The organism is Streptomyces sp. NPDC033174 (genome assembly GCF_055577795.1).
The window spans coordinates 115,796-142,602 of sequence record NZ_JBVIPQ010000010.1 but is presented as its reverse complement, the minus strand read 5'-3'; the positions used below and the strand labels follow the sequence as shown (position 1 = coordinate 142,602).

24 protein-coding genes and 1 tRNA gene are annotated in these 26,807 nt (G+C 71.4%); 5 read left to right on the top strand and 20 right to left on the bottom strand.

All coding sequences use genetic code 11. From position 1 onward, the window contains the following. Positions 1 to 38 precede the first annotated feature (38 nt). From ACZ5VC_RS28395 to pgsA, 14 genes are all read right to left on the bottom strand, one after another. Positions 39 to 581: an adenine phosphoribosyltransferase gene (locus ACZ5VC_RS28395; RefSeq protein WP_469122835.1), complete on the bottom strand. Its 543-nt coding sequence runs from the start codon at positions 579 to 581 to the stop codon at positions 39 to 41. Further along, positions 578 to 1,675: a protein translocase subunit SecF gene (gene secF / locus ACZ5VC_RS28390; RefSeq protein ID WP_469122834.1), complete on the bottom strand. Its 1,098-nt coding sequence runs from the start codon at positions 1,673 to 1,675 to the stop codon at positions 578 to 580. The genes ACZ5VC_RS28395 and secF overlap by 4 nt, the downstream gene beginning before the upstream one ends. Position 1,676: 1 nt before the next feature. Next, on the bottom strand, positions 1,677 to 3,440 hold the full coding sequence (gene secD, locus ACZ5VC_RS28385) for a protein translocase subunit SecD (protein WP_469122833.1): 1,764 nt from the start codon (positions 3,438 to 3,440) through the stop codon (positions 1,677 to 1,679). 144 nt (positions 3,441 to 3,584) lie between these two features. Continuing rightward, positions 3,585 to 4,067, bottom strand: a complete 483-nt coding sequence (gene yajC, locus ACZ5VC_RS28380) for a preprotein translocase subunit YajC (protein ID WP_469122832.1) — start codon at positions 4,065 to 4,067, stop codon at positions 3,585 to 3,587. Between the two features lie 165 nt (positions 4,068 to 4,232). Then, positions 4,233 to 5,324, bottom strand: a complete 1,092-nt coding sequence (gene ruvB / locus ACZ5VC_RS28375) for a Holliday junction branch migration DNA helicase RuvB (protein WP_469122831.1) — start codon at positions 5,322 to 5,324, stop codon at positions 4,233 to 4,235. Between the two features lie 7 nt (positions 5,325 to 5,331). Then, on the bottom strand, positions 5,332 to 5,958 hold the full coding sequence (ruvA, locus tag ACZ5VC_RS28370; RefSeq protein WP_469122830.1) for a Holliday junction branch migration protein RuvA: 627 nt from the start codon (positions 5,956 to 5,958) through the stop codon (positions 5,332 to 5,334). Continuing rightward, positions 5,955 to 6,593: a crossover junction endodeoxyribonuclease RuvC gene (ruvC, locus tag ACZ5VC_RS28365; RefSeq protein ID WP_469122829.1), complete on the bottom strand. Its 639-nt coding sequence runs from the start codon at positions 6,591 to 6,593 to the stop codon at positions 5,955 to 5,957. Before ruvC ends, ruvA begins: the two co-directional genes overlap by 4 nt. Before the next feature lie 147 nt (positions 6,594 to 6,740). Then, a complete protein-coding gene (locus ACZ5VC_RS28360) occupies positions 6,741 to 7,493 on the bottom strand; it encodes a YebC/PmpR family DNA-binding transcriptional regulator (protein ID WP_468709292.1) in 753 nt (250 codons plus the stop codon). Between the two features lie 62 nt (positions 7,494 to 7,555). Beyond that, on the bottom strand, positions 7,556 to 8,146 hold the full coding sequence (gene pdxT, locus ACZ5VC_RS28355; RefSeq protein WP_469122828.1) for a pyridoxal 5'-phosphate synthase glutaminase subunit PdxT: 591 nt from the start codon (positions 8,144 to 8,146) through the stop codon (positions 7,556 to 7,558). A gap of 3 nt (positions 8,147 to 8,149) precedes the next feature. Further along, positions 8,150 to 9,064 carry a pyridoxal 5'-phosphate synthase lyase subunit PdxS gene (pdxS, locus tag ACZ5VC_RS28350; protein WP_468709298.1) on the bottom strand — a complete coding sequence of 305 codons (915 nt, stop codon included), beginning with the start codon at positions 9,062 to 9,064 and terminating at the stop codon, positions 8,150 to 8,152. A gap of 159 nt (positions 9,065 to 9,223) precedes the next feature. Beyond that, positions 9,224 to 9,769: a LemA family protein gene (locus ACZ5VC_RS28345; RefSeq protein ID WP_468709299.1), complete on the bottom strand. Its 546-nt coding sequence runs from the start codon at positions 9,767 to 9,769 to the stop codon at positions 9,224 to 9,226. A gap of 293 nt (positions 9,770 to 10,062) precedes the next feature. Then, positions 10,063 to 11,253 carry a glycosyltransferase family 4 protein gene (locus tag ACZ5VC_RS28340; protein ID WP_469122827.1) on the bottom strand — a complete coding sequence of 397 codons (1,191 nt, stop codon included), beginning with the start codon at positions 11,251 to 11,253 and terminating at the stop codon, positions 10,063 to 10,065. Continuing rightward, positions 11,250 to 12,155, bottom strand: a complete 906-nt coding sequence (locus ACZ5VC_RS28335) for a phosphatidylinositol mannoside acyltransferase (protein ID WP_469122826.1) — start codon at positions 12,153 to 12,155, stop codon at positions 11,250 to 11,252. The genes ACZ5VC_RS28340 and ACZ5VC_RS28335 overlap by 4 nt, the downstream gene beginning before the upstream one ends. Next, the gene (pgsA, locus tag ACZ5VC_RS28330; RefSeq protein ID WP_469122825.1) at positions 12,152 to 12,865 is read right to left on the bottom strand and encodes a phosphatidylinositol phosphate synthase; all 714 of its coding nucleotides are present in this window, start codon (positions 12,863 to 12,865) and stop codon (positions 12,152 to 12,154) included. Before pgsA ends, ACZ5VC_RS28335 begins: the two co-directional genes overlap by 4 nt. A gap of 225 nt (positions 12,866 to 13,090) precedes the next feature. On the opposite strand from pgsA, the gene ACZ5VC_RS28325 reads away from it, so the two are divergent. Then, a complete protein-coding gene (locus ACZ5VC_RS28325) occupies positions 13,091 to 15,298 on the top strand; it encodes an elongation factor G-like protein EF-G2 (protein ID WP_469122824.1) in 2,208 nt (735 codons plus the stop codon). 210 nt (positions 15,299 to 15,508) lie between these two features. Beyond that, positions 15,509 to 17,164, top strand: a complete 1,656-nt coding sequence (locus ACZ5VC_RS28320; protein ID WP_469122823.1) for a hypothetical protein — start codon at positions 15,509 to 15,511, stop codon at positions 17,162 to 17,164. A gap of 41 nt (positions 17,165 to 17,205) precedes the next feature. On the opposite strand, the gene ACZ5VC_RS28315 is transcribed toward ACZ5VC_RS28320, so the two are convergent. Beyond that, positions 17,206 to 17,766, bottom strand: coding sequence for an HIT family protein (locus ACZ5VC_RS28315; protein WP_469122822.1), 561 nt, complete (start codon positions 17,764 to 17,766; stop codon positions 17,206 to 17,208). A 66-nt stretch (positions 17,767 to 17,832) separates the two neighbouring features. On the opposite strand from ACZ5VC_RS28315, the gene ACZ5VC_RS28310 reads away from it, so the two are divergent. Then, positions 17,833 to 18,510, top strand: coding sequence for a potassium channel family protein (locus ACZ5VC_RS28310; protein WP_469122821.1), 678 nt, complete (start codon positions 17,833 to 17,835; stop codon positions 18,508 to 18,510). A 12-nt stretch (positions 18,511 to 18,522) separates the two neighbouring features. Here ACZ5VC_RS28310 and thrS read toward each other — a convergent pair whose 3' ends face one another. From thrS to ACZ5VC_RS28295, 3 genes are all read right to left on the bottom strand, one after another. Further along, positions 18,523 to 20,499: a threonine--tRNA ligase gene (thrS, locus tag ACZ5VC_RS28305; RefSeq protein ID WP_469122820.1), complete on the bottom strand. Its 1,977-nt coding sequence runs from the start codon at positions 20,497 to 20,499 to the stop codon at positions 18,523 to 18,525. A gap of 115 nt (positions 20,500 to 20,614) precedes the next feature. Then, positions 20,615 to 21,868, bottom strand: a complete 1,254-nt coding sequence (locus ACZ5VC_RS28300; RefSeq protein WP_469122819.1) for a hypothetical protein — start codon at positions 21,866 to 21,868, stop codon at positions 20,615 to 20,617. After that, positions 21,868 to 22,434 (bottom strand): DUF4365 domain-containing protein, encoded by a 567-nt coding sequence (locus tag ACZ5VC_RS28295; protein WP_469122818.1) that lies wholly within the window; start codon positions 22,432 to 22,434, stop codon positions 21,868 to 21,870. Before ACZ5VC_RS28295 ends, ACZ5VC_RS28300 begins: the two co-directional genes overlap by 1 nt. 183 nt (positions 22,435 to 22,617) lie before the next feature. Here ACZ5VC_RS28295 and ACZ5VC_RS28290 point away from each other — a divergent pair, with 183 nt between their 5' ends. Further along, a complete protein-coding gene (locus ACZ5VC_RS28290) occupies positions 22,618 to 23,346 on the top strand; it encodes an exonuclease domain-containing protein (RefSeq protein WP_469122817.1) in 729 nt (242 codons plus the stop codon). Positions 23,347 to 23,417: 71 nt separating this feature from the next. Here ACZ5VC_RS28290 and ACZ5VC_RS28285 read toward each other — a convergent pair. Together ACZ5VC_RS28285 and ACZ5VC_RS28280 are read right to left on the bottom strand one after the other, a co-directional pair. Continuing rightward, positions 23,418 to 23,489 (bottom strand) — tRNA-Val (locus ACZ5VC_RS28285). A gap of 39 nt (positions 23,490 to 23,528) precedes the next feature. Then, positions 23,529 to 23,975, bottom strand: coding sequence for an SRPBCC family protein (locus tag ACZ5VC_RS28280; RefSeq protein WP_469122816.1), 447 nt, complete (start codon positions 23,973 to 23,975; stop codon positions 23,529 to 23,531). A gap of 91 nt (positions 23,976 to 24,066) precedes the next feature. Here ACZ5VC_RS28280 and ACZ5VC_RS28275 point away from each other — a divergent pair, with 91 nt between their 5' ends. Beyond that, on the top strand, positions 24,067 to 26,766 hold the full coding sequence (locus tag ACZ5VC_RS28275; RefSeq protein WP_469122815.1) for an SCO7613 C-terminal domain-containing membrane protein: 2,700 nt from the start codon (positions 24,067 to 24,069) through the stop codon (positions 26,764 to 26,766). Positions 26,767 to 26,807 lie beyond the last annotated feature (41 nt).

The following is a 26,807-nucleotide window of genomic DNA, read 5'->3' as shown; positions in this document are numbered from 1 at the left end:
AGATCCCGGGGTGCCCCGCCGTATCCGTGGACACGGCCTCAGAGCGTGATCAGCGCCTCCAGCGGAGCGCCGCGCAGGGCCGGCTCCAGCCGGGCCCGGCCGGACAGGAAGCCCAGCTCCATGAGGACCGCGACGCCCGCGACCTCGGCGCCGGCCCGCCTGATGAGCTCCAGCGAGGCCTCGGCCGTGCCGCCCGTGGCGAGGACGTCGTCGATGACCATGACGCGGTCGCCCGCGGCCAGGTCCTCGGCGTGCACCTCGATCTCGGCGGTGCCGTACTCGAGCTCGTACGCCTGGCTGAGGGTCGCTCCGGGGAGCTTGCCCGCCTTGCGTACGGGGATGAATCCCAGGCCGGAGCGGACGGCGACGGGCGCGGCCAGGATGAAGCCGCGCGCCTCCAGGCCGACGACCTTCGTCGCGCCGTGCGTCAGGCACAGCTCGGCGAGCTCATGGGTCAGGGCCGTGAACGCCTCCGGGTCCGCGAGCAGCGGCGTGATGTCCTTGAACAGCACACCGGGCTTCGGATAGTCGGCGACGTCCCTGATCCGGCTGAGCAGGAGCTCCCGCGTGGACTCGGTCATCGGCGCTTGCCCGACGGGCGGCCACGGCGGCCGCGCGGGCCGACGACGGCGCCGGCGGTCGCGGGCGTGTCGTCCTCGTACCCGTCCATGCCGTCCGTGCCGTCCTGCGGCTCGCCCTTGGCTGCGGCAGCGGCGCGCTTGGCCAGGATGCGCTTCTTGAGCGCCTTCATCTGCGGCTCGCGCTCCTTGAGGTCGGCGACGAGCGGCGTGGCGATGAAGATCGAGGAGTACGCACCCGCGGCGAGGCCGACGAAGAGCGACAGCGAGATGTCGTTCAGCATGCCGGCGCCGAGGACACCGCCACCGATGAAGAGCAGACCGGCGACCGGGAGCAGCGCGACCACGGTGGTGTTGATCGAACGGACCAGGGTGCCGTTGATCGAACGGTTGGCGATCTCGCTGTACGTCCAGCGGGTCTGCTTGGTGATGTCCTTCGTGCCCTCCTTGAGGGAGTCGAAGACCACGACCGTGTCGTAGAGCGAGTAACCGAGGATGGTCAGCAGACCGATCACGGTGCCCGGGGTGACCTCGAAGCCGACCAGGGCGTAGATGCCGACCGTGATGGTGATGTCGTGGATCAGCGCGACCAGGGCCGCGACGGCCATGCGCCACTCGAAGGCGATGGCCAGGTAGACGACCACCAGGACCATGAAGACGCCGAGGCCGGTCCAGGCCTTGTTGGCGATCTGCTCGCCCCAGCTGGGGCCGACCAGGTCCGCGTTGATCTTCGCCTCGGGGACGCCGAGGTCCTCGGAGAGCTGCTGCTTGATCTCGTCGGACTTGGCGGTGTCGACCTCGCTGATCTGGATCCGCAGGCCGCCGTTGCCCAGTTCCTGGACGATCGCCTCGTGTCCGGAGGCCTCGACCGCGGCGTCGTGGGCCTGGGATACCGAGACCTTGGCCTTCTGATCGGTCGTGAAGACCGCGCCGCCCTTGAACTCGATGCCCATGTTCAGGCCACTGACCGCGAGGCCCAGGATGGCCGTGATGGTGATCAGGATCGAGACGCCGTACCAGATCTTGCGCTTGCCGATGAAGTCGTAACCGACCTCACCGCGGTAGAGACGGGCGCCGAGATTGCCGAGCTTGGACATCTCACGCCTCCTTCGGGTCGGTGGGGGCGGAGACACGGCGGGAGCGACGCAGCGGCGGCTTGGCGCCGAGCCGCTTCGGGTCGAGACCGGACCACGCGTGACCGCTCCCGAAGAACTTCGTACGCGCCAGGAGCGTCATCACCGGCTTGGTGAAGAGGAACACCACGACCACGTCGAGGAGGGTGGTCAGACCCAGCGTGAAGGCGAAGCCCTGCACCTTGCCGACGGTGACGAGGAAGAGCACCGCCGCGGCGAGGAACGACACGAAGTCGGAGACGAGGATCGTGCGACGGGCACGCGGCCAGGCGCGCTCGACGGCGGGGCGCAGCGTGCGTCCCTCGCGGATCTCGTCGCGGATGCGTTCGAAGTAGACGATGAACGAGTCCGCGGTGATACCGATCGCAACGATCGCACCACACACCGCGGGCAGGTTGAGCGCGAACCCGATGGCCGGGCCGAGCAGCGTCATGATCGTGTACGTCAGGATCGCCGAGGCGAGCAGGCTGAGCAGGGCGATCAGCGAGAGGCCGCGGTAGTAGACCACCAGGTAGATGACGACCAGCGCGAGACCGATCGCACCGGCGATCAGACCGGCCTTCAGCTGCTCACCGCCGAGCGCGGCGGTGACCGTGGTGACGCTCTGCTCCTCGAAGGTGAGCGGCAGCGCGCCGTACGACAGGATGTTGCCGAGGTCCTGGGCGGACTGCTGGTTGAAGCTGCCGGAGATCTCCGCGTTCGCGCTGAGCGTCGTACGCACCGACGGGGCCGAGACGACCTCGCCGTCGAGAACGATGGCGAACTGGTTCATCGGCGGCTGCTGCTGCGACAGGCGTCCGGTGATCTTCTGGAACTTCTTGGCGCCGCCGTCAGTGAACTCCATCTGGACGATCCACTGACCGTTGCGCGGGTCGATGGCGGCCTTGGCGTCGTCGACGTCCTTACCGTCCACCTCGGCCGTGCCGAGGATGTACTTCTCCCACTGACCGATGCCGTTCTTGCCACAGGCGATGATCTGGTCCGTGGGCTTCGCGCCCTGGGCCGCGGCCCGCCGCTGCTTCGGGTCGAGGCAGTTCAGCGCGGCGAACCGCTGCTCCAGCTTGGCGGTGGCGGGGTCCGGCGCCGGGGCCTTGGGGGTCTCGGAGACCTTGGGCTTGCCGGACGGGGTGGCGCCCGGGGTGGGCGCCTTCTTCAGGGCTTCGGTGACCGCGCGGCCCTGAGTGGTGGCGCTCGCCGTGGGCGTCCCGGAGGACTTGCCCTTGTCGTCCTTGCTCTTGTCCTTGCCGTCGGAGACGGAGGCCCCCGGGGAGGGCTTGGAGCTGGGACTGGTCGACGGCTTCGGCTTGGGCGCGGGCTCGCTCGGCGCGTAGGTCAGGACCGGACGGAAGTACAGCTGAGCGGTGGTTCCGACCTGCTCGCGGGCCTGCTTGGAATTCGTCCCCTTGGGGATGTTGACGATGATGTTCTCTTTGCCCTGGGTCTGCACCTCGGACTCGGTGACGCCCAGACCATTGACACGACGCTCGATGATGCCGACCGCGGTGTTCATGTTGGTCTCGTTGACGGCGTCTTCCTTGCCGGGCTCCGCCTTGGCCTTGAGCGTGATCGTCGTGCCGCCCGCCAGGTCGATGCCCAGCCGCGGCGTGACATGACCTGACCAGAACATTCCGCCGGTGAGGGCGACCATGGCGATCAGGATCAGTGCCAGGGCACGCCCCGGCCTGCCCTGTCCCCCCGCCGGCCCGCGGCCCTTCTTCGGTGCTGCCACCTTGTCGTTTCTCCCTGTCCAACCGTCCCGCGCCGGGTGTGCGCGGGACGGCCACGAAGTGTTGTGGGGACCTGCCCCCGCAGAGGTAGACACGATCCGGGGACCGCGGGCGCCGGTAGGCGTCCCCGCGGTCCCCGGTCCTGGCTACTTGGCGTCGGTCTCGCCGTCGGTCTTGCCGTCCTTCTTGTCGCCCTCGACGTCCACGACATCCACGTCGTCCGCGTCGGCCTTCTTGGTGAGGTCCGGCTTGGCGGCGTCGGCGGGCGCGTCCGTCTCGACGACAGTGTCCTCGGTCAGGGAGGAGACGTCGTCCGGCACGACGGTGTCGTCGCCGGCGGAGGCCACCTCGCCGTGCACGATGCGGTGGTACTCGTCGTCGCCGAGGACCGCGCCGATGGCGTTCTTGGCGAAGAGCGCGTGGACGGCCGGGGCCAGCTCGAGGAGGACGGTGTCGTCGTTGACCTCCTTGACCGTGGCGTACAGGCCGCCGATGGTGCGGACGCCGGTGCCGGGCTGCATCTCATTGCGCATCTGCGCGGCGGCCTGCTGCTTCTTCTTGGCGGACCGGGTCATCAGGAACATGGCCCCGATGAGCACGATGAAGGGGAGGAGAGTCACGAGGTTCACGGGACGGGGTTTCCTTCGCACGACCGCGAGGAAGCGCGGCCTGATCTTCGGGGGTGGGCACGCCGACCTTGAAGGGCGGCATCGGCGGAGTCTAAGCGAGTCCGCATCGATGGAACAACGCCCAGCATGGCACCGCGGTTCCTCCAACCACGACTCTCCTCGCCCTCAGGCCCCGAACAGGCCGGCCTGTTTCGGTGTCCCCGCGCCGCCGCCGGGCCCCCCTTGCGGGGGTACGAGACCCAGGTGGGCCCATGCCGCGGGGGTGGCGACCCGGCCACGGGGTGTACGCGCCAGTAGGCCCTCGCGCACCAGGAAGGGCTCGGCGACCTCCTCGACCGTCTCGCGCTCCTCCCCCACCGCCACCGCAAGGGTGGACAGGCCGACCGGTCCGCCGCCGAAGAGCTTGAGCAGGGCCCGCAGGACGGCCCGGTCCAGACGGTCGAGGCCCCGGCTGTCCACCTCGTACACCCCGAGGGCCGCGGCGGAAATCTCCCGGGTGATGACCCCGTCGGCCTTGACCTGGGCGTAGTCGCGGACGCGGCGCAGCAGCCTGTTCGCAATGCGGGGCGTGCCGCGCGAGCGGCCGGCGATCTCGGCGGCTCCGGCGGTGTCGATCTCGACGTCGAGCAGGCCGGCCGAGCGGTGGATGACGCGCTCCAGCTCGGTGGGCTCGTAGAACTCCATGTGGCCGGTGAAGCCGAAGCGGTCGCGCAGCGGCGGCGGCAGCAGTCCGGCCCGGGTGGTGGCGCCCACCAGGGTGAAGGGCGGCAGCTCCAGGGGGATGGCGGTGGCGCCGGGGCCCTTGCCGACGATGACGTCGACGCGGAAGTCCTCCATCGCCATGTACAGCATCTCCTCGGCGGGACGCGACATCCGGTGGATCTCGTCGAGGAACAGCACCTCCCCCTCCTGGAGGGAGGAGAGGATCGCGGCGAGGTCGCCGGCGTGCTGGATGGCCGGACCCGAGGTGATCCGGATCGGGGCGTTCATCTCCGCCGCGATGATCATGGACAGGGTGGTCTTGCCGAGGCCGGGGGCGCCGGACAGCAGGACGTGGTCGGCGGTGGCCCCCCGGGCGAGGGCCGCCTTGAGGACGAGGTCGAGCTGCTCGCGCACCCGCTCCTGGCCGACGAACTCGCCGAGCGACTTGGGGCGCAGGGCCGCCTCGACGGCCTGGTCCTCGCCGTCGGCCACCGCCTCGACCAGGCGGCCGTCCAGGGACTCTTCGGGGCCCGGTGTGGTGTCGTCCCAGTTCACAGCCGGATCACCTCGTGCGGTTCAGGGTCTGGAGGGCGGCCTTGAGGAGCCCGCCGATCTGCGGGGTGCCGCCCTCGGCGACGGCGGCCTCGGCCTGGGGGGCGACGGCGGTCACCGCTTCGTCGGCCTCCCGGGCCGCGTATCCGAGCCCGATCAGCGCGGCGCTCAGCTGATCGCGCCAGGGCGCGGGACCGGCCGCGGAGGTGCCCTGCCTGCCGATGTGCGCGCCGATCGGCTCGCCGAGACGGTCCTTCAGTTCGAGGAGGAGCTTCTGCGCCCCCTTCTTGCCGATGCCGGGGACGGCGGTGAGCGCCTTCTCGTCACCGGAGGCGACCGCGATCCGCAGCGCGTCCGGGGTGTGCACGGCGAGCATGGCCTGGGCGAGCCGGGGGCCGACGCCGCTCGCGGTCTGGAGCAGTTCGAAGATCTGGCGCTCGTCGTCGTCGGCGAAGCCGTACAGCGTCAGCGAGTCCTCCCTGACGACCAGCGAGGTGGCGAGCCTGGCGTCCTGACCGATCCTCAGGGTGGAGAGGGTGTTCGGGGTGCACTGGACGGCCATGCCGATGCCGCCGACCTCGATCACGGCCGTCGTCGGGGCGAGTGCGGCGACGGGGCCGCTCACAAAGGCGATCATGCGGAACGGCCTTTCGATGCATGGGGCGTTGACGCGTGGGGGGTCGATGCGGGTTGGGTCGACGCGTGAGGCACGGAGGCCGGTCGCGCCGAGGTCTGCCGCACGGCCGCCTGGTGCGTCGCCGTCTGGTGCGCGGCGACGGCCCGCTGGAGACGGTTCTGCGCGGGAGCCCGCCAGATGTGACAGATGGCGAGGGCGAGGGCGTCCGCCGCGTCGGCCGGCTTGGGCGGGGAGTCGAGCCGCAGCAGCCGGGTCACCATCGCGCCGACCTGCGCCTTGTCGGCCCGTCCGCTACCGGTGACGGCGGCCTTGACCTCGCTGGGGGTGTGCAGGGCGACCGGAATGCCGCGGCGCGAGGCGCAGAGCATGGCGACGGCGCTGGCCTGGGCTGTGCCCATGACCGTCCGCACGTTGTGCTGGCTGAACACCCGCTCCACGGCGACGAATTCGGGCCGGTGTTCGTCGAGCCACTGCTCGATGCCCTGCTCGATCGCGACCAGTCGGTGGCCCAACTCGGCGTCGGCAGGGGTCCGTACGACACCGACGCCGAGCATCGTCAGCGGGCGGCCCGCTACGCCCTCGACCACGCCGACACCGCACCGGGTCAGCCCCGGATCCACCCCGAGTACGCGCACCCCGCCCCTCCTTCGTTCTCCCCCAGCTACCGCTGGGAGGTGCCCCCTGTTCGTGCAGGCTAACCGGTGGCTCTGACAATCGGCGGCACCGACAAAGCGACGGGCCGACGGGGGTGTGTCCCGTCGGCCCGTCCACTGTCAGCCGGTTCAGGCGTCGACCTTCTCCATGACCTCGTCCGAGACGTCGAAGTTGGCGAAGACGTTCTGCACGTCGTCGCTGTCCTCGAGCGCGTCGATCAGCTTGAAGATCTTGCGCGCGCCCTCTTCGTCGAGCTCGACCTGCATGGTCGGGACGAAGTTGGCCTCGGCGGAGTCGTAGTCGATGCCCGCCTCCTGGAGCGCGGTGCGGACCGCGACCAGGTCGGTGGCCTCGCTCATCACCTCGAAGGACTCACCGAGGTCGTTGACCTCCTCGGCGCCCGCGTCGAGGACGGCGCCGAGGACGTCGTCCTCGGTCAGCTCGCCCTTGGGGACGATGACGACGCCCTTGCGGTTGAAGAGGTACGAGACGGAGCCCGGGTCCGCCATCGAGCCGCCGTTGCGGGTCATGGCGACGCGCACGTCGGAGGCGGCGCGGTTGCGGTTGTCGGTGAGGCACTCGATGAGCACCGCGACACCGTTCGGCCCGTAGCCCTCGTACATGATGGTCTCGTAGTCGACGCCGCCCGCCTCGAGACCGCCGCCGCGCTTGACCGCGGAGTCGATGTTCTTGTTGGGGACAGAGCTCTTCTTCGCCTTCTGGATGGCGTCGAAGAGGGTCGGGTTACCGTCGATGTCGGCGCCACCGGTGCGCGCCGCCACCTCGATGTTCTTGATCAGCTTCGCGAAGAGCTTGCCGCGCTTGGCGTCGATCACGGCCTTCTTGTGCTTCGTCGTAGCCCATTTAGAGTGGCCGGACATCTGCCTGTCTCCTTCGCGTAACCAATTTCTGAACGAACCCGAGAGATCCTACCGGGATCCGCTCAGACCGCCGCGCGCACCATGTCGACGAACAGGGCGTGCATGCGGTGGTCACCCGTGAGTTCGGGGTGGAAGGACGTGGCCAGGGCGTTGCCCTGCCGCACGGCGACGACGTGGCCCTCGTGCTCGGCGAGGACCTCGACCTGCGCACCGGTCGATTCGACCCAGGGGGCGCGGATGAAGACGCCCTCGACGGGGCCGTCCTCGACGCCGGTGACGGCGACGGCCGCTTCGAAGGACTCGTTCTGCCGGCCGAAGGCGTTGCGGCGGACGATCATGTCGATGCCGCCGAGCGTCTCCTGGCCCGAGCGCGGGTCGAGGATCTTGTCGGCGAGCATGATCAGGCCGGCGCAGGTGCCGTAGACGGGCATTCCCGCCGCGATGCGCTCGCGCAGCGGCTGCATCATGCCGAAGATCGTCGCGAGCTTGGACATCGTGGTGGACTCGCCACCGGGGATGACCAGACCGTCGATCTCGGCGAGCTCCTCGGGGCGCCGGACCGGCCTGGCCACGGCGTCAGCCGAGGCCAGGGCGATCAGATGCTCCCGTACGTCGCCCTGAAGGGCCAGGACGCCAATGACGGGGGTGTTCATGGGTTACCAGCCGCGGTTGGCGTAGCGCTCGGACTCGGGGAGGGTGTCGCAGTTGATGCCGACCATGGCCTCGCCCAGGTTGCGGGACGCGTCCGCGATGATCTTCGGGTCGTCGAAGAAGGTGGTGGCCTTCACGATGGCGGCGGCGCGCTTGGCCGGGTCGCCCGACTTGAAGATGCCGGAGCCGACGAAGACACCCTCGGCACCGAGCTGGCGCATCAGCGCGGCGTCCGCGGGGGTGGCGACGCCACCGGCGGAGAACAGCACCACGGGGAGCTTGCCGAGCTCGGCGACCTCCTTGACGAGCTCGTACGGCGCGCGCAGTTCCTTGGCGGCGGCGAAGAGCTCGTTGTTGTCGTAGCCGCGCAGGCGGGCGATCTCGTTCTTGATCTGGCGCAGGTGGCGGACGGCCTCGACGACGTTGCCGGTACCGGCCTCGCCCTTGGAACGGATCATGGCCGCGCCCTCGGCGATGCGGCGCAGGGCCTCGCCCAGGTTGGTGGCGCCACAGACGAAGGGGGTCGTGAAGGCCCACTTGTCGGAGTGGTTGACCTCGTCGGCCGGGGTGAGGACCTCGGACTCGTCGATGTAGTCGACGCCGAGGGACTGCAGGACCTGGGCCTCGACGAAGTGGCCGATGCGGGACTTGGCCATGACCGGGATGGAGACGGCCTCGATGATCTCTTCGATCATGTTCGGGTCGGACATGCGGGCCACGCCGCCGTCCTTGCGGATGTCGGCCGGGACCCGCTCGAGGGCCATGACCGCCACGGCGCCGGCGTCCTCGGCGATCTTCGCCTGCTCGGCGTTGACCACGTCCATGATCACGCCGCCCTTGAGCTGCTCGGCCATGCCGCGCTTCACGCGGGCGGTGCCGGTCTCGGGGGTCTGGGGGGTGGTGGGAAGCGTGCTGGACACGGGACGACCTCACTCGTGAGAACGGGGGTTTTACGACACCAGTGAGGAAACAGGCCAGGACCAGTCCACTGCAAGGGCCAATAGCGAGCCGGTGGCTCGTTTTCCGAGGTCAGGGGTGAGGGTCGGCTTCGATTACCGGGTGGTTCAGGGGTTTCAAGGTCATGTTCCGGGGCGGTCCGCCAGGGCGGTGGGGGGTTCGTCGTCCATCTCGAAGGCCAGCGGGAAGGGGGCGTGGCCGGCCAGCCGGAACCAGCGGACCTTGCGGTGACGGCGCAGCGCGCGGGCCGCGCGGACGGCGTCGTTGTGGAAGCGGCGGGCCATGGGGACGCGGCGTACGGCGGCCGCGAGCTCGCCCGCCGCCTCCTCGCCGCCCGGGGCCTCCCGTACGACCTCCACCTGCTCCGGCTCCCCGAAGACGGCGCGCAACGCCTGGCTGAGCTCGCTCTCGGCCACTTCCCGGTGGTCCTCCTCGGCCTGGCGGGCGGCGTGCGCGGCCTGGTAGAGCACGATGGAGGCCGCCGGGTCGAGGACACCGGAGGTGGCCAGTTCCTGGGTGACCGAGGCGCGGCGTACGAGCTGGGCGTCGAGCGCCGCGCGGGCCGCGTCGATCCGGGCGTGGAGCCGGTCGAGCCGTCCGGCGGTCCAGCTCAGATAGAGGCCGATCGCGAACAGGCCGACGATGATCCAGATGAGAGTTGCGGTCACGGGCGCACAGGCTACCGGGCAGATCCGCGGGTGCGCCGGGGGCGGCGGGGCCGGGGGTCTCCGGCGCCCGATGTCCGGACCTCCCGGCCACGGCACACAGGCCTACCGGGCAGGTGAAAGCGGCCCGGGCGGCCTGCTGGATGGCGGTGCCACTCCCCGTTGGGTGCACGCACCACGGGTGCGCGCGGCCGCGGCCCGCCCTGGTGGCGGTGCCACTGCCCGCCGGTTGGACGCCCCACGCGTGCGCGCGACCGCGGCCCGCGCCGAGGGCCTCCCGTTTGGACCTCGCCGGGCTACCCGCCGTTCCCCTTCCGCGCCAGGCTTCCGTTCCAGCGTCCGCCCCACGGCGCCCGCAAGCCGGTGCGTTCGTCCTCCGCCACCGACGCCGCGCCGTCCGTCACCGTCTCGTACACCGCCAGGATGTCCGCGCCCACCGTCGACCAGTCGAAGCGCCGGACGTGCGCGCTGCCCCGCTCGCGCAGTTCCTCGCGGCGCGCCGGGTCGCCCAGGAGCCGGATCGCCGCCGTGGCCAGGGCGTCCGCGTCCTCGTTGGCGAAGAGTTCGCCGGCGCCGCCCTGGTCGAGGACCTGCGCGAAGGCGTCCAGGTCGCTGGCGAGGACCGGCGCGGCGGCCGAGAGGGCCTCGACGAGGATGATGCCGAAGCTCTCGCCGCCGGTGTTCGGGGCCACGTACACATCGATGCTGCTCAGCAGCCTTGCCTTGTCCTCGTCGCTGATCATTCCGAGGAACTCGACGCGGGAGCGCATCTCCTTGGGGAGGGAGGCGACCGCCTCCTCCTCGTCGCCGCGGCCGGCCACCAGGAGCCGGGTGTCGGGCCGTTCGGCGAGGATCTTGGGAAGGGCGCGCATGAGGACCGGCAGGCCCTTGCGCGGTTCGTCGATCCGGCCGATGAAGCCGAGCGTGCCGCCCTGCCACTCGGCCTTGGGCTCGGCCTCGGCGAAGAAGTCGACGTCGACGCCGTTGGGGATGACGACCGCGTCACCGCCCAGGTGCTCGACCAGCGTCCGTCGCGCGTACTCGCTGACCGCGATCCGCGCGCTGATCTTCTCCAGCGCGGGCTGGAGGATCGGGTACGCGGCGATCATCGCCCGCGAGCGCGGGTTCGAGGTGTGGAAGGTCGCGACGATCGGACCCTGCGCCGCCCAGCAGGTGAGCAGCCCGAGCGACGGGGAGGTCGGCTCGTGGATGTGGATGACGTCGAAGGTGCCGTCGTGGAGCCAGCGCCGTACCCGCGCGGCGGAGAGGAAGCCGAAGTTGAGGCGGGCGACCGAGCCGTTGTACGGGACGGGGACGGCCCGGCCCGCCGAGACGACGTACGGCGGCAGCGGGGTCTCGTCGTCCGCGGGGGCGAGGACGGAGACCTGGTGGCCGAGCCCGATCAGATGCTCGGCGAGGTCCCGGATGTGGAACTGGACGCCGCCCGGCACGTCCCAGGAGTACGGGCAGACGATGCCGATCTTCACGGACGCCGCTCCTCCAGGTCCGCGAGCCACAGTCGCTGGAGCATGTGCCAGTCCTCCGGGTGTTCGGCGATTCCGGTGGCGAAGGCGTCGGCCAGCGCCTGTGTCATGGAGGCCGTCTTCTCGGCCCGGCCACCCGTCTCGGGTACGTCGACCGGCGGGTGAACCCGCCCCTTCATGACGTCCGACTCGTCGTACCAGAGCGTCACGGGCAGCAGCAGCGCGCCCGTCTGCTGGGCCAGCAGCGCCGGCCCCGCCGGCATGCGCACGGTGTCGCCGAAGAACTTCACCTCGACGCCCGAGGCGGACAGATCCCGGTCGGAGACGAGGCAGACCAGGCCACCGGCGCGCAGTCGGCGCGCCAGCGTCCCGAAGGCGGCGCCTCCGGTGTGCGGCAGCACCTCCATGCCCAGGGATTCCCGGTAGGCCACGAACCGGTCGTACAGCGTCTCGGGCTTGAGCCGCTCGGCGACGGTCGTGAACGGCACGCCGAGGGAGCGGGTGACCCAGACTCCCGCGAGGTCCCAGTTGGCCAGGTGGGGCAGCGCGAGGACGACGCCGCGGCCGGACGCGAGGCCGTCCTTCAGGTAGTGGACGTCCTTCACGTCGAAGCCGGCGGACACTCGCTCCGCGCTCCAGGCCGGCAGCCGGAAGGACTCCATCCAGTACCGCATGTACGAGCGCATTCCGGCCCTGGACAGCTCGGCGAGCCGCTCGGGCGTGGCGTCGGGGACCACGCGCGCGAGGTTGGACTCCAGCCGCAGCACGCTCTTGCCGCGCCGCTTCCAGGCCGTGTCGGCGATGCGCCTGCCGAGTCCGGCCGCGACGGGCTCGGGAAGTTTCTTCACGGCGCTCCAGCCGAGCCCGTACAGGGCGTCGGTCAGCCTGTCCTTCACTCCGCTCACGAGGTCGCCCCGCTTCCCCGGGAGGCGGCGTCCGCCTCGGCCGACTCCCGGCGCACGGTCACGACCCGCTGTCCGAGGGTGACGGCGCTGCCGATGGCCACGATCCACAGGGCGATGGGCAGCAGGATGTCGATGCCCGGCACACCGAAGCCGTGGAGTCCGGCGAGGCCGGCCGCGACCAGCGAGATCACCAGGCGCTCGGCGCGCTCCACCAGTCCGTTGACCGCGACCGGCAGGCCAATCGATTCGCCGCGCGCCTTGGTGTACGAGACGACCTGGCCGCTGGCCAGGCAGAAGATGGCCACGGCACACAGAATGTTGTCATCGCCGGTGCCGGCGTACCAGAGCGCGAAACCGCCGAAGACCGCCCCGTCGGCGACCCGGTCGAGCGTCGAGTCCAGGAACGCGCCCCAGCGGCTGGAGATCCCGGCCTGCCGGGCCATGTTCCCGTCGACCAGGTCCGAGAAGACGAAGAGGGTGATGACGATCGTGCCCCAGAAGAACTCTCCCCGCGGGAAGAAGACCAGCGCACCCGCCATCACCCCGGCCGTACCGATGAGCGTGACCGCGTCCGGGCTGACCCCTCGTCGGAGCAGAAACGCGGCGAACGGTGTGAGGACACGCGTAAAAAACGCACGCGCGTACTTGTTCAGCATGGCCTTCCCGAGGGTCGGTGGCCGGGCGGCCCCAATGGCCTCCGGCTGGCCCATCGTAGCCAGGACGCCCGGGCTCCAGCGCCGGGCACCCGGCCGGTCGCGTCGCGTCCGGCGGATGGCCGGGGTCACGTACGACGTATGGACGCACCGTGACGGCAATGCGAAGCTCGAAGGACGACCGCGGGCATCGTCGGAGCCGCCGCGGATGCTCCCCCTCGCCCGCGCCCCCACTCCTCTCCTCACCGTGTGATCGGATCGGGACATCGGAGGGCAAGAATCATGGGCGAAAAGGCGCACGCACACCCCGGGGCCGCCGGCAGGGCCACAGCGGCCGACCGGCCCTCGGCGGTACGGAACGTGGTGCTGGTCGGCCACAGCGGTTCGGGAAAGACGACTCTGGTCGAGGCCCTCGCGCTGACGGCGGGAGCGGTCAATCGGGCGGGCCGGGTCGAGGACGGCGGCACGATCTCCGACTACGACGAGATCGAGCACCGTCAGCAACGCTCCGTACAGCTGTCCCTGGTCCCCGTCGAATGGGGCGGGTACAAGATCAACCTCTTGGACACTCCCGGATACGCCGACTTCGTCGGTGAGCTGAGGGCCGGTCTGCGTGCGGCGGACGCGGCCCTTTTCGTCGTCTCGGCCGCCCAGGAGGCGGACGCCGTGGCGGGGGCCACCCGCATGGTCTGGGAGGAGTGCGCGGCGGTCGGGATGCCGCGCGCCATCGTGGTGACCCATCTGGACACCGCGCGCACCGGCTTCGACGAGCTCACCTCGGTCTGCGGCCGGATCTTCGGCGGCGACGACCCCGACGCCGTGCTGCCGCTGTACCTGCCGGTGCACGGCGCGGAGGCGGCCGACGGTCACGCGCCCGCCACCGGTCTCGTCGGCCTGCTCACACGCAAGATCTTCGACTACTCGTCCGGTTCGCGGACGGAGAGCGCGCCGGACTCCGGCCAGGAGTCCCTGATCCAGGAGGCACGCAGCCGGCTCATCGAGGGGATCATCGCCGAGAGCGAGGACGAGTCCCTGATGGACCGCTATCTCGGCGGTGAGGAGATCGATCTGAAGACCCTCGTCGACGACCTGGAGAAGGCCGTCGCCCGGGGCACGTTCCATCCCGTCCTGGCGGCCGCGCCGGCCTCCGACGGCGGAAAGCAGGGCCTGGGGACGGTCGAGCTCCTGGAACTGATCACGGGTGGTTTCCCCACGCCACTGGAGCGGCAGGCGCCCGCCGTCACCACTCCGAAGGGCGCTCCGCGCCCGCCGATCACCTGCGACCCGGACGGTCCGCTGGTGGCCGAGGTGGTCAAGACGGCGTCGGACCCGTACGTCGGGCGGATCTCGCTGGTGCGGGTCTTCTCCGGCACCCTGCGTCCCGACGAGACGGTCCATGTCTCCGGGCACGGCCTGGAGGACCGGGGCCATGAGGACCACGACGTCGAGGAGCGGGTCGGCGCGCTTTCGGTGCCCTTCGGCAAGCAGCAGCGCGGGCTGAACGCGTGCATCGCCGGTGATCTCGCCTGTGTCGCCAAACTGGGCCGCGCGGAGACCGGCGACACGCTCTCCGCCAAGGACGATCCGCTGCTGATGGAGCCCTGGTCGATGCCGGAGCCGCTGCTGCCGCTCGCCATCCAGGCGCACAGCAAGGCCGACGAGGACAAGCTCTCCCAGGGGCTCGCGCGGCTGGTCGCCGAGGACCCGACGATGCGTCTGGAGCAGAACCAGGACACGCGTCAGGTGGTGCTCTGGTGCCTCGGTGAGGCCCATAGGGACGTGACGCTGGAGCGGCTTCGCAGCCGGTACGGAGTCCAGGTCGACGCCGTACCGCACAAGGTGTCGCTGCGGGAGACGTTCGCCGGACCTTCGGCGGGCCGCGGCCGGCATGTGAAGCAGTCCGGCGGCCACGGCCAGTTCGCGATCTGCGAGATCCAGGTGGATCCGCTGCCGCCCGGGTCGGGGCTCGAGTTCGTCGACAAGGTGGTGGGCGGTGCGGTGCCCCGGCAGTTCATCCCGTCCGTGGAGAAGGGCGTGCGGGCCCAGGCGGCCCGTGGGGTCGCGGCCGGATATCCGCTGGTGGACGTGCGCGTGACGCTGCTGGACGGCAAGGCGCACTCGGTGGACTCGTCCGACGCCGCCTTCCAGACGGCGGGCGCGCTGGCGCTGCGGGAGGCGGCCGCCGAGGCGCGGATCAGCCTGCTGGAGCCGGTGGTCGAGGTGGTGGTACTGGTGCCGGACAGCTATGTCGGTCCGGTGATGAGCGATCTGTCGGGGCGGCGCGGTCGCGTCGTCGGCACGGAACAGGCGGGCCCGGGACGCACGCTCGTCCGGGCGGAGGTGCCGGAGATCGAGATCGGCCGTTACGCCGTGGACCTGCGGTCCATCTCTCACGGCACCGGGCGCTTCGACCGCTCGTATGCCCGGCACGAGCCCATGCCGCCCCAGCTGGCCGACAAGATCCGCGAACAGGCCGAGAAGGGCTCATAGTTGAGGGGCCGTCCGGAAACCGCCCGCCCAACGGGCTTGCGGGTGGGCGGTATTCGGCCGGTCGGGGAGGGGGCGCGCGCCCCGCTTTTCCCTGCCACCTGACGCGCCCGCCGCTCCCCCGATACGCTGGGGTGCCCAGCTCAGAAGGTGTGCCGGGCGCGGTGGTGGGGAACAGGCCGCAGAGCGGAGTACTCGCGTGGCAACGCGGCGATGGGGGCGCAGTTGAGTTTCGACGGATTCGGTCCCGGGGCGCAGATCCCCCTGCAGGGCTCGGACGGGCAGACGGCGGCGACCCATGCGCTCGCCTCCGCCGCGTACCGCGACGGCCCGGCCGACGAGATACTCAAGGCGAACAACGAGTGGCACGAGTCCACGCTCAAGAAGGGTAAGTTCGCCCTCTTCAGGCCGGACCTGGGCGAGGCGTTCTCCCGGGCTGTGCAGGTGCGGATGCTGGGCGGCGCCCGCAAGCCGCTCATCCAGTCCTTCGGAACCGAACCGCAGCCGGTCGTCGAGCACTGCCTGGCCGCCACCGGGATCCGCAAGCAGCGTGACACCCGGCTCACCCTGGTGACGCTCTTCTTCGGCGTGCTCTTCCTGCCCGGGCTGCTGCTGTGGCTCGGCATCTTCCAGCTGCGCCGGATGATCGCCGGCGCCTCCGGCCGGCGTGCCGGGGCCCTGGGGACGATCCTGCTGGCGGGCTTCGGCATCCTCGCCGTGATCTTCATGATCAAGCTGCCCTTCAGCGGTCTGCTCTCGATATACCTGCGCGCCATGATGGTCGCCCCGGTCCTCGGCTGGGTGCTCGCCAAGCGGATCTGCGAAGCGACCGCGCAGGACCTGCGTGCCCGCTGGGACTCGCTGCTCAGCGGTGGCGGCGTCGGCGCGAAGATCCCCGAGGCCGTCCCGCAGGACCCGAACCAGACGGCCGCCGAGGAGCTGCGCCAGTCCCTGGAGAAGCTCACCGCGGAGCAGCAGTCCAATGTCGTCTTCTACGCGGGGCCCAAGGGAATACTGGGCATGGGCACCCGCTGGGGCAGCTGGCACCTGGCCGAGGAGCTCGTCCCGCAGGCGGGCCGGGAGATCCATGACTTCCGCAGCTGGGACGTCATCCGGCCGATCCACGACCAGCTGAAGATGCTGGAGCGCGGCTCCCTCAAGACCGGCTTCCCCAAGCCCGTGGTGAAGCACTGGATCGTGGCGCCCGTGGGCGAGGGGGCCACGGAGGTCGCCCGTCCCGAGGGCGAGAACATCGTCACGTTCCAGGTCAAGCCGCACGAGATACAGCGCATCTGCAACGACCAGCAGTTCGGCAGCGGCAACCGCCACTACCTGGGTGTGCAGTTCACCCTCTGGGACGGCCAGCTGGTGCTCACCATGATGATCACGGTGACGTCGCTGCTGCACACCCTCCGTATCGAGGTCACGGGGCACGCGCTCGGCCCGGTGCATCCCCTCTTCACCACCAAGCCGAAGCCGAACACGAAGGAGATCAGCAAGACGGTCCGGTTCTGGGAGACCAAGGAGATAACGCTGCCGCTCATCACGACGGACGAGGTCGTCCGTCTCGCGGTCCGCGCCCCGCTCACGTGGTTCCCGCCGGTGCTGGACTTCCTCGGCGGCAAGCTCGTCCTGCCCGAGCCCTTCGGACTGCGGCACGCCTGGGCCGACAAGCCCTGGCGTCACCGCTTCATGGCCGACGACGCGATCCGCGCGGCGACGCCCGTGATGCGGGCCGTCCACGCCGCGACGATCAAGGTGCTCGAGGAGCACGGCGTGGACACCGAGCGCTTCAGCAACCGCTCCCTCGTCCTGAGCGGGTTCGTCCAGGACCCGACGCCGAAGAAGGCCGACTCCTACGACGCCTGAGCCGCGCGGAGCCCGGGTCGCGCGGAGCGCCCGGACACGACCTAGGCGGCCGGCCAGGCGTCGGCGAGCATCTTGCGGGTGTCCGCGAGCAGTTGCGGAAGCACCTTGGTGTGGCCGACGACCGGCATGAAGTTGGTGTCGCCGCCCCAGCGGGGCACGACGTGCTGGTGCAGGTGGGCGGCGATACCGGCGCCGGCCACGCCGCCCTGGTTCATGCCGATGTTGAATCCGTGCGCTCCGGAGGCCGTCCGCAGCGCCGTCATCGCGTACTTGGTGAACGCGGCGAGCTCCACCGTCTCCGCGTCGTCCAGCTCCGTGTAGTCGGCGACATGGCGGAAGGGCACCACCATCAGGTGGCCGCCGTTGTACGGGTAGAGGTTCAGTACGGCGTACACCTTCTCGCCGCGGGCGATGACCAGCCCGTCCTCGTCCGACATCGCCGGGATGGTGCAGAACGGACAGCCGTCGTCGGCCCCTGGCCCGGTGGGCTTGTTCTCGCCCTGGATGTACGCCATCCGATGGGGCGTCCAGAGGCGCTGGAACGCGTCCTGCGTCCCCACTCCGATCTGCTGCTCCGGCTCAATCGTCATGCTGTGCAGCATATTGCTTCGCCCGTTCGGAGCGTGTCGCCGGGGCGGTCGATCAAGGCGTCCGGCGATGCTGACGTGATGACCGACAGCCGTGGGACCCCTCAGGAGCGCTGGGAGCGCCGCAGCGAGCTCCCCTTGGCCGTGGCGTCGCTGCTGTTCCTCGCCGGGTACGCGGTCCGGGTGCTGGCCCACGGACTCCCCGAGGGGTGGCGGAACGTGTGCCTGGCGGTCACGCTCGGCGCCTGGGGGGTCTTCGCGGTGGACTACGCGGTGCGGCTGCGGCTCAGCGGCGAGGGCCCGGGGTTCGTCCACCGGCACTGGCTGGACACCGTGGTGCTCGTCCTGCCGCTGCTGCGGCCGGTGCGGATGGTCAGGCTGTACGAGAGGGTCCAGCGCCACCAGGACCGGCCGCGCCTGAGCCTGCACGCGCGCGTGATCGTGTACGCGGGGGTGTCGGTGACCCTGCTCGGCTTCGCCGGGGCGCTCAGCGTCTACCACGTGGAGCACGCGGCGCCGGGCGCCACCATCCGTACCTTCGGGGACGCGGTGTGGTGGACCTGCTCGACACTCACGACGGTGGGGTACGGGGACGTGGCCCCGGTGACGCCGCTCGGCCGGGTGGTCGCGGTGGGTCTGATGGGGTGCGGTCTGGCGCTGCTGGGCACGGTGACCGGCTCGTTCTCGTCATGGCTGCTGCAGACGTTCACCCGTGAGGACGAGCGGAGGCCCCCGGGGGACTCCCCGGGGGCCTCGTGAGGCGTCGGCGGATCAGACCTGGACGCGGTCCTCGACGATCTTGGCGATCTTGGCGATCGCCTCGTCGACCGGGACGCCGTTCTCCTGCGAACCGTCGCGGTAGCGGAAGGACACCGCACCGGCGGCCATGTCCTCGTCACCCGCGATGATCATGAACGGGACCTTCTGCTTCTGCGCGTTGCGGATCTTCTTCTGCATCCGGTCGGAGGACGCGTCGACGTCGACCCGGAGCCCCTGGGCCTTCGCCTTGGCGGCGAAGCCCTGGAGGTACTCGACGTGCGCGTCGCCGATCGGGATGCCGAGCGCCTGGACCGGGGCCAGCCACGCCGGGAAGGCACCCGCGTAGTGCTCGAGGAGCACCGCGAAGAACCGCTCGATGGAGCCGAACAGGGCACGGTGGATCATGACCGGGCGCTGCTTGGTGCCGTCGGGGCCGGTGTACTCCAGGTTGAAGCGCTCGGGCAGGTTGAAGTCCAGCTGGACCGTCGACATCTGCCAGGTGCGGCCGATGGCGTCCCGCGCCTGCACCGAGATCTTCGGGCCGTAGAAGGCCGCGCCGCCCGGGTCGGGGGTCAGCGGGAGGCCCTGCTTCTCGGCCACCTGCTGGAGGACCGCGGTGGCCTCCTCCCAGATCTCGTCCGAGCCGACGAACTTCTCCGGGTCCTTGGTGGACAGCTCCAGATAGAAGTCGGTCAGACCGTAGTCGCGCAGGAGGTCGAGGACGAAGGTGAGCGTCTTGTCGAGCTCGTCCGCCATCTGCTCCTTGGTGCAGTAGATGTGCGCGTCGTCCTGGGTGAAGCCGCGGGCCCGGGTCAGGCCGTGCACGACGCCGGACTTCTCGTACCGGTACACGGTGCCGAACTCGAAGAGGCGCAGCGGCAGTTCACGGTACGAGCGGCCACGAGCGTCGAAGATCAGGTTGTGCATCGGGCAGTTCATGGGCTTGAGGTAGTAGTCCACGCCCTCGTCGAGCTGCATGGGGGGGTACATGCCCTCGGCGTACCAGTCCAGGTGGCCCGACTTCTCGAACAGCTTGCCCTTGGTGGCGTGCGGCGAGTACACGAACTCGTAGCCGTGCTCCTCGTGGCGGCGGCGCGAGTAGTCCTCCATGACCCGGCGGATGATGCCGCCCTTGGGGTGGAAGACCGCGAGGCCGGAGCCGACCTCGTCGGGGAAGGAGAAGAGGTCCAGCTCGTTGCCGAGCTTGCGGTGGTCGCGCTTCTCGGCCTCGGCGAGGAAGTCCAGGTGCGCCTTGAGCTCGTCCTTCGACGGCCACGCGGTGCCGTAGATGCGCTGGAGCATCGGGTTCTTCTCGCTGCCCCGCCAGTACGCGGCGGCGTTGCGCATGAGCTTGAACGCCGGGATGTTACGGGTGGTGGGCAGGTGCGGACCGCGGCAGAGGTCCTTCCAGCACAGGTCACCGGTCTTGGCGTCCAGGTTGTCGTAGATGGTCAGCTCACCGCCGCCCACCTCGACGTTCGCGCCGTCGTCGGTCGACGCGGAGCCCTTGATGCCGATGAGCTCCAGCTTGTACGGCTCGTCCGCGAGCTCCTCGCGGGCGGCCTCGTCGGTCACCACCCGGCGCGAGAAGCGCTGGCCGCGCTTCTGGATCTCCTGCATCTTCTTCTCGATGGCCTTGAGATCCTCGGGCGTGAACGGCTTCTCGACGTCGAAGTCGTAGTAGAAGCCGTCCTTGACCGGCGGGCCGATGCCGAGCTTGGCCTCGGGGAAGAGCTCCTGCACGGCCTGGGCCATGACGTGCGCGGTGGAGTGGCGCAGGATGTTGAGGCCGTCCTCGGAGGAGATCTCGACCGGCTCGACCTCCTCGCCGTCCTTCACCTCGTACGCGAGGTCCTTCAGCTCGCCCGCGACACGCGCGGCGACGATGGAGCGCTCACCGGCGAAGAGCTCGGCCGCCGTAGTCCCCGTCGTCACCACGCGCTCTTCCCGCTCGGAATCGCGATGGATGATCACACGGACGTCTGACACCGGTCTCTCCTGACTGAAGGGAAGCGCCGCATAACGTAGTGCGTACGCAATACGTCATGTTACCGAGCCGCCGGGGGCGCTCGCGAAACGGTTTCCCCGGCCCGCCCGGGGGCGGTCAGTCGCCGGGCCCGCACGCCTCCTCGAAGAAGTCCAGGTTCTCCTGGAGCGACTTCATCAGCCGGTCCCGCTCCGCCTCGTCCACCTGTACCGGCACGACTCCCGACGCGTCGGTGAGCCGCCGGAAGCCGCCCCGGCTCTCCAGCCGCCCGACGACGCGGATGGGCAGTCCGACCAGATGGGCGTGGCCGGCCGTGCGGTACGACTCCTCGTCGAGCGCCACCCGCACGTGCGCCACCTCCGCGCCGCCGAGCACCCTCAGCCGTACGGTTCCCTGGCCGCGCGGCCCGGCCCTGCGCATCCGCACCACCGCGCCGGTGATCCGGACCGGCACGGACGGCTCGCCCGTCAGGTAGCGGGCCCCGGCCTCGCGCAGCGCGGGCAGGTCCCCGGGGGAGAACTCGACCGGCTCGGGCCGCGCCGCGCACCCCTCGGGCACACCGGCGGCAGGGGCCCACTCCAGGGCGATCCTGGCCCCTTCGGCGCCGCGCACCAGGACGACGACGGCCTCCGTCAGCTCACGACTCGCGCCCGCCTCGACGGCGGCGTCGAAGGCCTCCATGCCACCGGTCGCCCGCTGGTAGTCCGCGGCCTCCCGGACCGCGTACAGCGCGTGGTAGAGCCGGGTCGTGACCGCCCGGCCCGGGTCGACCGGCACGAACGCGGTGAGGCCGCGCCCGCCGGCCGCGGAGCCGACCAGGACGCCGTCGAGCGAGGCCTGGGCCTGTCGCCGGTGGCGCGCTCCGTAGTACCCGGCGCGTGCGCGGGCGGCCAGCGCGCCGGCCAGGAGCAGTTGCCTGGCCGCCGACCTGAGCTGCTCCTGCACCACCCAGGGGATCTCTCCGGAGGGCCCCTGCGGCACGTCGCGCCACCAGCGGATCTCGTCACTGGGGACGGTCAGTCCGACCAGGACGTCACGGGCGGAGGGCGCGGCGCTGCGGGCGAGCGCGGTGAGGGCCTCGCCGACCAGGTCCTCGCAGTCCGGAAAGGCACTGTTCTCGGGCACGAGCAGACTCGGGCCGCCTGCGGCGGGCCCGGGCGGTGTCCAGCGGGTGTAGCGCCCGGCGGCGCCTCCGCGCCGGCGCCAGCCGTGCCGGTCGAGGAGCGCGCCGAGGACGCGCGGGTCGACGCGCGAGGGATCGGGAGGGCCGCCGGCGTCGTGCCAGGGGTCCGGAGCGCCGTCCGCCGCGCGCGCACGCGCGTCGGACGGAAGCGCCGGATTGACGGGTGGTTCGTCGATCGGCCGGTGCATCAGGGTCTCCCTCCCACCCCGACCCGGGACATGATCTCGCAGAGCGCCCGGTCGTCGAATATCCGCGAGGTCGGAATGCGCACGGTGGTCCTGCGCCTGCCCGTCACCGGGTGGCCTGCCAGGTTGATCCAGTAGCAGCAGTGCCGCAGGTCGAGCCCGTCGTGGCCGGCCCGCAGCCACTCGTCCCGGGTCCTGGGCACGAGCATCACGACCAGGATCTTGTGCACCGCGACGGGGCTGCGGGCCAGTTTCACCAGGTGGTCGTTGTCGAGGGTGAAGGAGAACGCGGCCCCGGGCGGGTTCGGCGGAATCTGGTACGTGCACTTGAGCTGGACCTTGATGGTGACTTCGTCGTCGACCGTGTGCCCGGGAGCGCTGTGGCTCACGTGCCAGTCGATGCCGTTGTCCGGAAACGGCTGCGCGAGAGAACATCCCGCGGCGGCCGCGACCGCGTGCAGATAGCCCACTTGGAAGGTCTCCATGCAGGCGGTGGTGGCGAGCGCTCCGCGCAGCGGTACGACCCGCTGGGGTAGCAGCCCCCCGGATTCGGGCTGCGCGAGTGCCATGGCTCCCCGTGCCTTCCGGGCTGTGCCGATCGGCTTCCCGTTCGTGCGTGTGGCGACGGGGCGTCAACTTTCTTCCCCTCATCTGTGTTGTCGCCACCCGGCGTACGGCGCAAACAGGCCGGGTATCACCGATTCGGGCAGGGGGATCACGCCATCTGCCAGTCAGGTGCGAGGAGTTCGGCGATGACGCTCTGGTACGAGGGGCCCTTGGCCGCATTCGACACGGAAACCACAGGAGTTGACGTCGAGGAGGACCGGATCGTTTCGGCCGCCCTCGTCGTCCAGGACACGGCGGGCGGGCGCGCCCGGGTCACCCGCTGGCTGGTCAACCCGGGAGTGCCCGTACCGCCGGGGGCCACCGAGATACACGGGCTGACGGACGATCACCTGCGGCGCAACGGGCGGTGGCCGTCGCCGGTGATGGAGGAGATAGCCCGGGGGCTGGCCGAGCAGTGCGCGGCCGGCCGCCCGCTCGTGGTGATGAACGCGCCGTTCGACCTGACGCTCCTCGACCGTGAACTGCGGCGCCACCGGGCGTCGTCGCTGGCCCGGTACCTGGAGAACGTCCCGCTGTGCGTGCTCGACCCCCGGGTCATGGACAAGCACCTGGACCGCTACCGCAAGGGCAGGCGCACCCTCACGGATCTGTGCGCGCAGTACGGCGTGGTGCTGGACGGCGCGCATGACGCGGCGGCGGACGCCACGGCGGCGCTGGAGGTCGTACGGGCGGTGGCACGGCGGTTCGCGTCCCGGATGGAGCGGCTGTCCCCGGCGGAGCTGCACACCCTGCAGGCGGTGTGGCACGCGGCTCAGGCCCGGGGTCTGCAGGCGTGGTTCGCGCGCAACGGATCACCGGAGGCGGTCGACCCGGCCTGGCCGCTGCGGCCCGAACTCCCGGCGGCGGCCGCCTGAGCGTGCCGGCCGACAGGGCTGTTCCATGCGAAAGGGCCGGTCCGCGTGATGCGGACCGGCCCTTTTCCCGGTGGGCGATACTGGGTTCGAACCAGTGACCTCTTCGGTGTGAACGAAGCGCTCTCCCACTGAGCTAATCGCCCGGGAACGGGTTGAACCATACAGCCCCCGGCGGGCTTCCTTCAAACCGATCCCAGGTGGGCGGCCAGTCCGCGGCGGCCGGCGCGCATCATCAGGGTGTGATTGGCGGTGAAGACGGGCCGCCCGGGCACCGCGAGGCGCCGCATCAGGGGCTTGCGCACCTCCACCTCCTGCTCGAAGAGCGCCCGGGTGCCCGCGGCGCACGGGGTCACGGTCCAGCGCGCCCACCCCTCCAGGTCCCCGGTGAGCCCGATCTCCAGGACACCCGCGGCCGGGTCGTGACGCCGGGCGGTCGCGGTGACGACGAGGTCGTACGGGAGGAGGGAGCGGAACCGGGCGGTACCGGTCCGGTCGTCGACCCGGGTGACCTCGCGGACCTGCGGCCACCAGCGGGGGTAGTCCTCGGTCCGTTCGAGCGCCGCGAGGACGGCGCCGGGCGGCGCTGCCAACTGCCAGACGCTGCGGAAGCGGTATCGGCACCAGTCCATGCGGCCAGTGTGACCCGGTGGGGCGTACTCACACGCGATCTGAGTACGCGCGCCCATACCGTCACGGTGTGGCGGGGGACACACTCCAGGCATGGTCAATGCCCTGCCGCCCGCCGAGGAGCTGACGCTCGTCGACCGGGAGCTGTCTCAACTCGACGCCCGCCGGTCCCAGTTGCTGGCGCGACGCGCCTGGCTGCTCCAGGTTCTGCATCCGCCCGTCGCGTCCGTTCCCGGTCCGCAGTGGCAGACAGGTCCACCGCGGTCCGGTCCGGACGCCTCCCCGCCGAGCGTGCAGAACGTGCTGCTCGTGCTCGGCGGGGTTCTGCTGACGGTCGCCGCCCTCGCCTTCACGCTGGTCAGCTGGGGCCACATGGGCATCGGCGGCCGCTCGGCGGTCCTCGGTCTGGTGACGGCGGCCGCCCTCACGGCGCCGGTCGTCCTGCTGCGCCGTGGCCTGGCCTCGACGGCGGAGTCGGTGGCGGCCCTGGGCCTTGTCCTGACCGTGCTGGACGCGTACGCACTGCACCGGGTCGCGCTGCCGGAGGCCGACGGCGTGGGTTACACGGCGGTGGCGTCCGCAGCGCTCGCGGGCCTGTGGACGGCGTACGGATCGGCCCTCGACCGGCTCCGCGTCCCGCTGCCGGCCGCCGTCGTCGCGGCTCAACTGCCGCTGCCGCTCTGGGCTCTCACGGTGAACGCGAGTGCGCTGACGACGGGCTGGGCCATGCTGGCCACCGCGGCGGTGGACCTCGCGCTCGTGCTGTGGGCCAAGCCCGTCGCCGTCCGGGCGCTCGCCGCGACGGGGGCATGCCTGACGGGCGGCTGGGCGCTGCTGGCCGGCGGCTGGTTCTCGGTGACGGCGCAGAGCCCGGCCGGGGCACTTGCTCCGGGCGCGCTGCTGCTGGCCGGCGCGTCGCTCGCGCTGTACGCGGCCTGGCGCGTGACGGCGGCCGCCGTCACCGCGTCCGCGGTGGCCGGTCTCGCGGCGGTCGTCGCGGTGGGCGGCGTGATCCGCGCCGCCGTCCCGGAGGGCTGGTCGGTCCTCGGCCATCTCCTCTGCGCGGTCGCCCTGGTGGCCGTCCTGCGCACACCGGCGCCTCGCGCGGTGAAGCAGGGCCTGGTGGGCGCCTCGGGCGGCGTGCAGGCACTCTCGGTCCTGTGGTCCCTGCCGGCGGTCGCGACGGCCCTCACCGCGCCGCTCGCCGTCGTCACGGACATCTGGTCGGGCGCCCCGTCGCGCCCCCACGGCGACCTGCCGTGGGCGGACCTGTCGGCGGCCCCGCTGATCCTGCTCATCGTCGCCGCGGTCCTGGCGGCGGTCCCCCGCGTCTGGACCCGCTGCACCGCCCTGGCCCTCACCTGGTCCACGGCCGTCGTGCTCCCCTCGTCCCTCGATCTCGCGTACGCCCCGACGGTGGCGGTCCTCCTCCTGACGACGGCGGCCGCGCTGTACGCGGCGACGCGCCCGTCACTCCTGGCGCGGGGCCTGAACGCGCCGACCGACCGGGCGGGCACGGACTCCGCGGCGGGCACCGCCGGTCGTACCGCCGTCCCGGAAGGAGCCCCGGGCCCGGCGCCCGGCACCACGCCCGGACAGGCTGAACCGACCGCCCCGGACACCGCCGGCCGTCCCGCGACCCCGGAAGGGGTCCGCGCAGCGGGAACGCCCGACGCACCCGGCACCACGCCCGGGCCGGTCGGGGCGAGCGGCACCTTCGGGGCCGCGGCCCACACGGCCCTTGGTGCGGGTCAGGACGGCACACCGGACACCCCCGGACGGGCCGGGCCCTCCGCCGCTAGCGGTCGGCCCACGCCCCTGTCCCCCACCGTCGCCGTCGCGTGGACCGCTCTGGCCTGCGCGCTCGCGTCCGGCGTGACCGGGGTGCTCCTCGCTCTCGCCACGCGGCCCGCGACGTTCGCCGTGCTCGGCGTGCTGGTGGCTCTGTTCGCGGGGGCGGGGTTCGCCGCCGCCGGTGCCGTAAGGGTGGTGGCGGCCTGCTCCGCCGTCGTCGCCGTCACCGGGCTCGTGGCCGCGGGTGCGGCTGCCGCCGATCTCACGGGCCCGCAGGCCGCCCTGGCGCTGCTCGCCGTGCCGGCGGCCACCGCCGGCCTCGGGGCGCGGCTGCGCCGGCACCCGGTCTCGCTGCCGGTCGAGCTGACCGGTGCCGCCGCCGGACTGCCGGCGGTGGGCCTCGCGGCGCCCCGGCCCGTGTATCTGGCGACGGTTCTGGCCCTCGCCGGTGTGATCGCGGCGGCCACCGCGGTGCGGGAGGAACGCCGCCCGGTCGCCGGGTGGGTCGCCGCTGGGCTGTTCGTGGTCGCGACCTGGGTGCGGCTCGGGGCGTGGGAGGTCACCGCTCCGGAGGCGTACACCCTTCCCGTCACGCTCCCCGCGCTGGCCGTGGGTGTGGTGCGACGGCGCCGGGACCCGGAGGCGTCGTCCTGGACGGCGTACGGCCCCGGGCTCGCCGCGACGCTGCTGCCGAGCCTCTTCGCCGCCTGGGGCGACGAAGAGTGGACGCGCCCCCTCCTCCTGGGCCTCGCGGCGCTCGCGGTCACCCTGGCCGGCGCGCGGCTGCGGCTGCAGGCGCTCCTGGTGCTCGGCGGGCTGGTGCTCGGGCTCGACGCGCTGCACGAGCTGGCGCCGTACGTCGTCCAGGTCGTCGGGGCGCTGCCCCGCTGGCTGCCGCCCGCGCTCGCCGGTCTGCTGCTGCTCGCACTCGGTGCGACGTACGAGCAGCGGCTGCGTGACGCGCGCAGGCTGCGCGAGCGCCTGGGCCGGATGCGCTGAGGCCGCCCGGCACGGGCGCACGACGAAGGCCCTGGAGATCA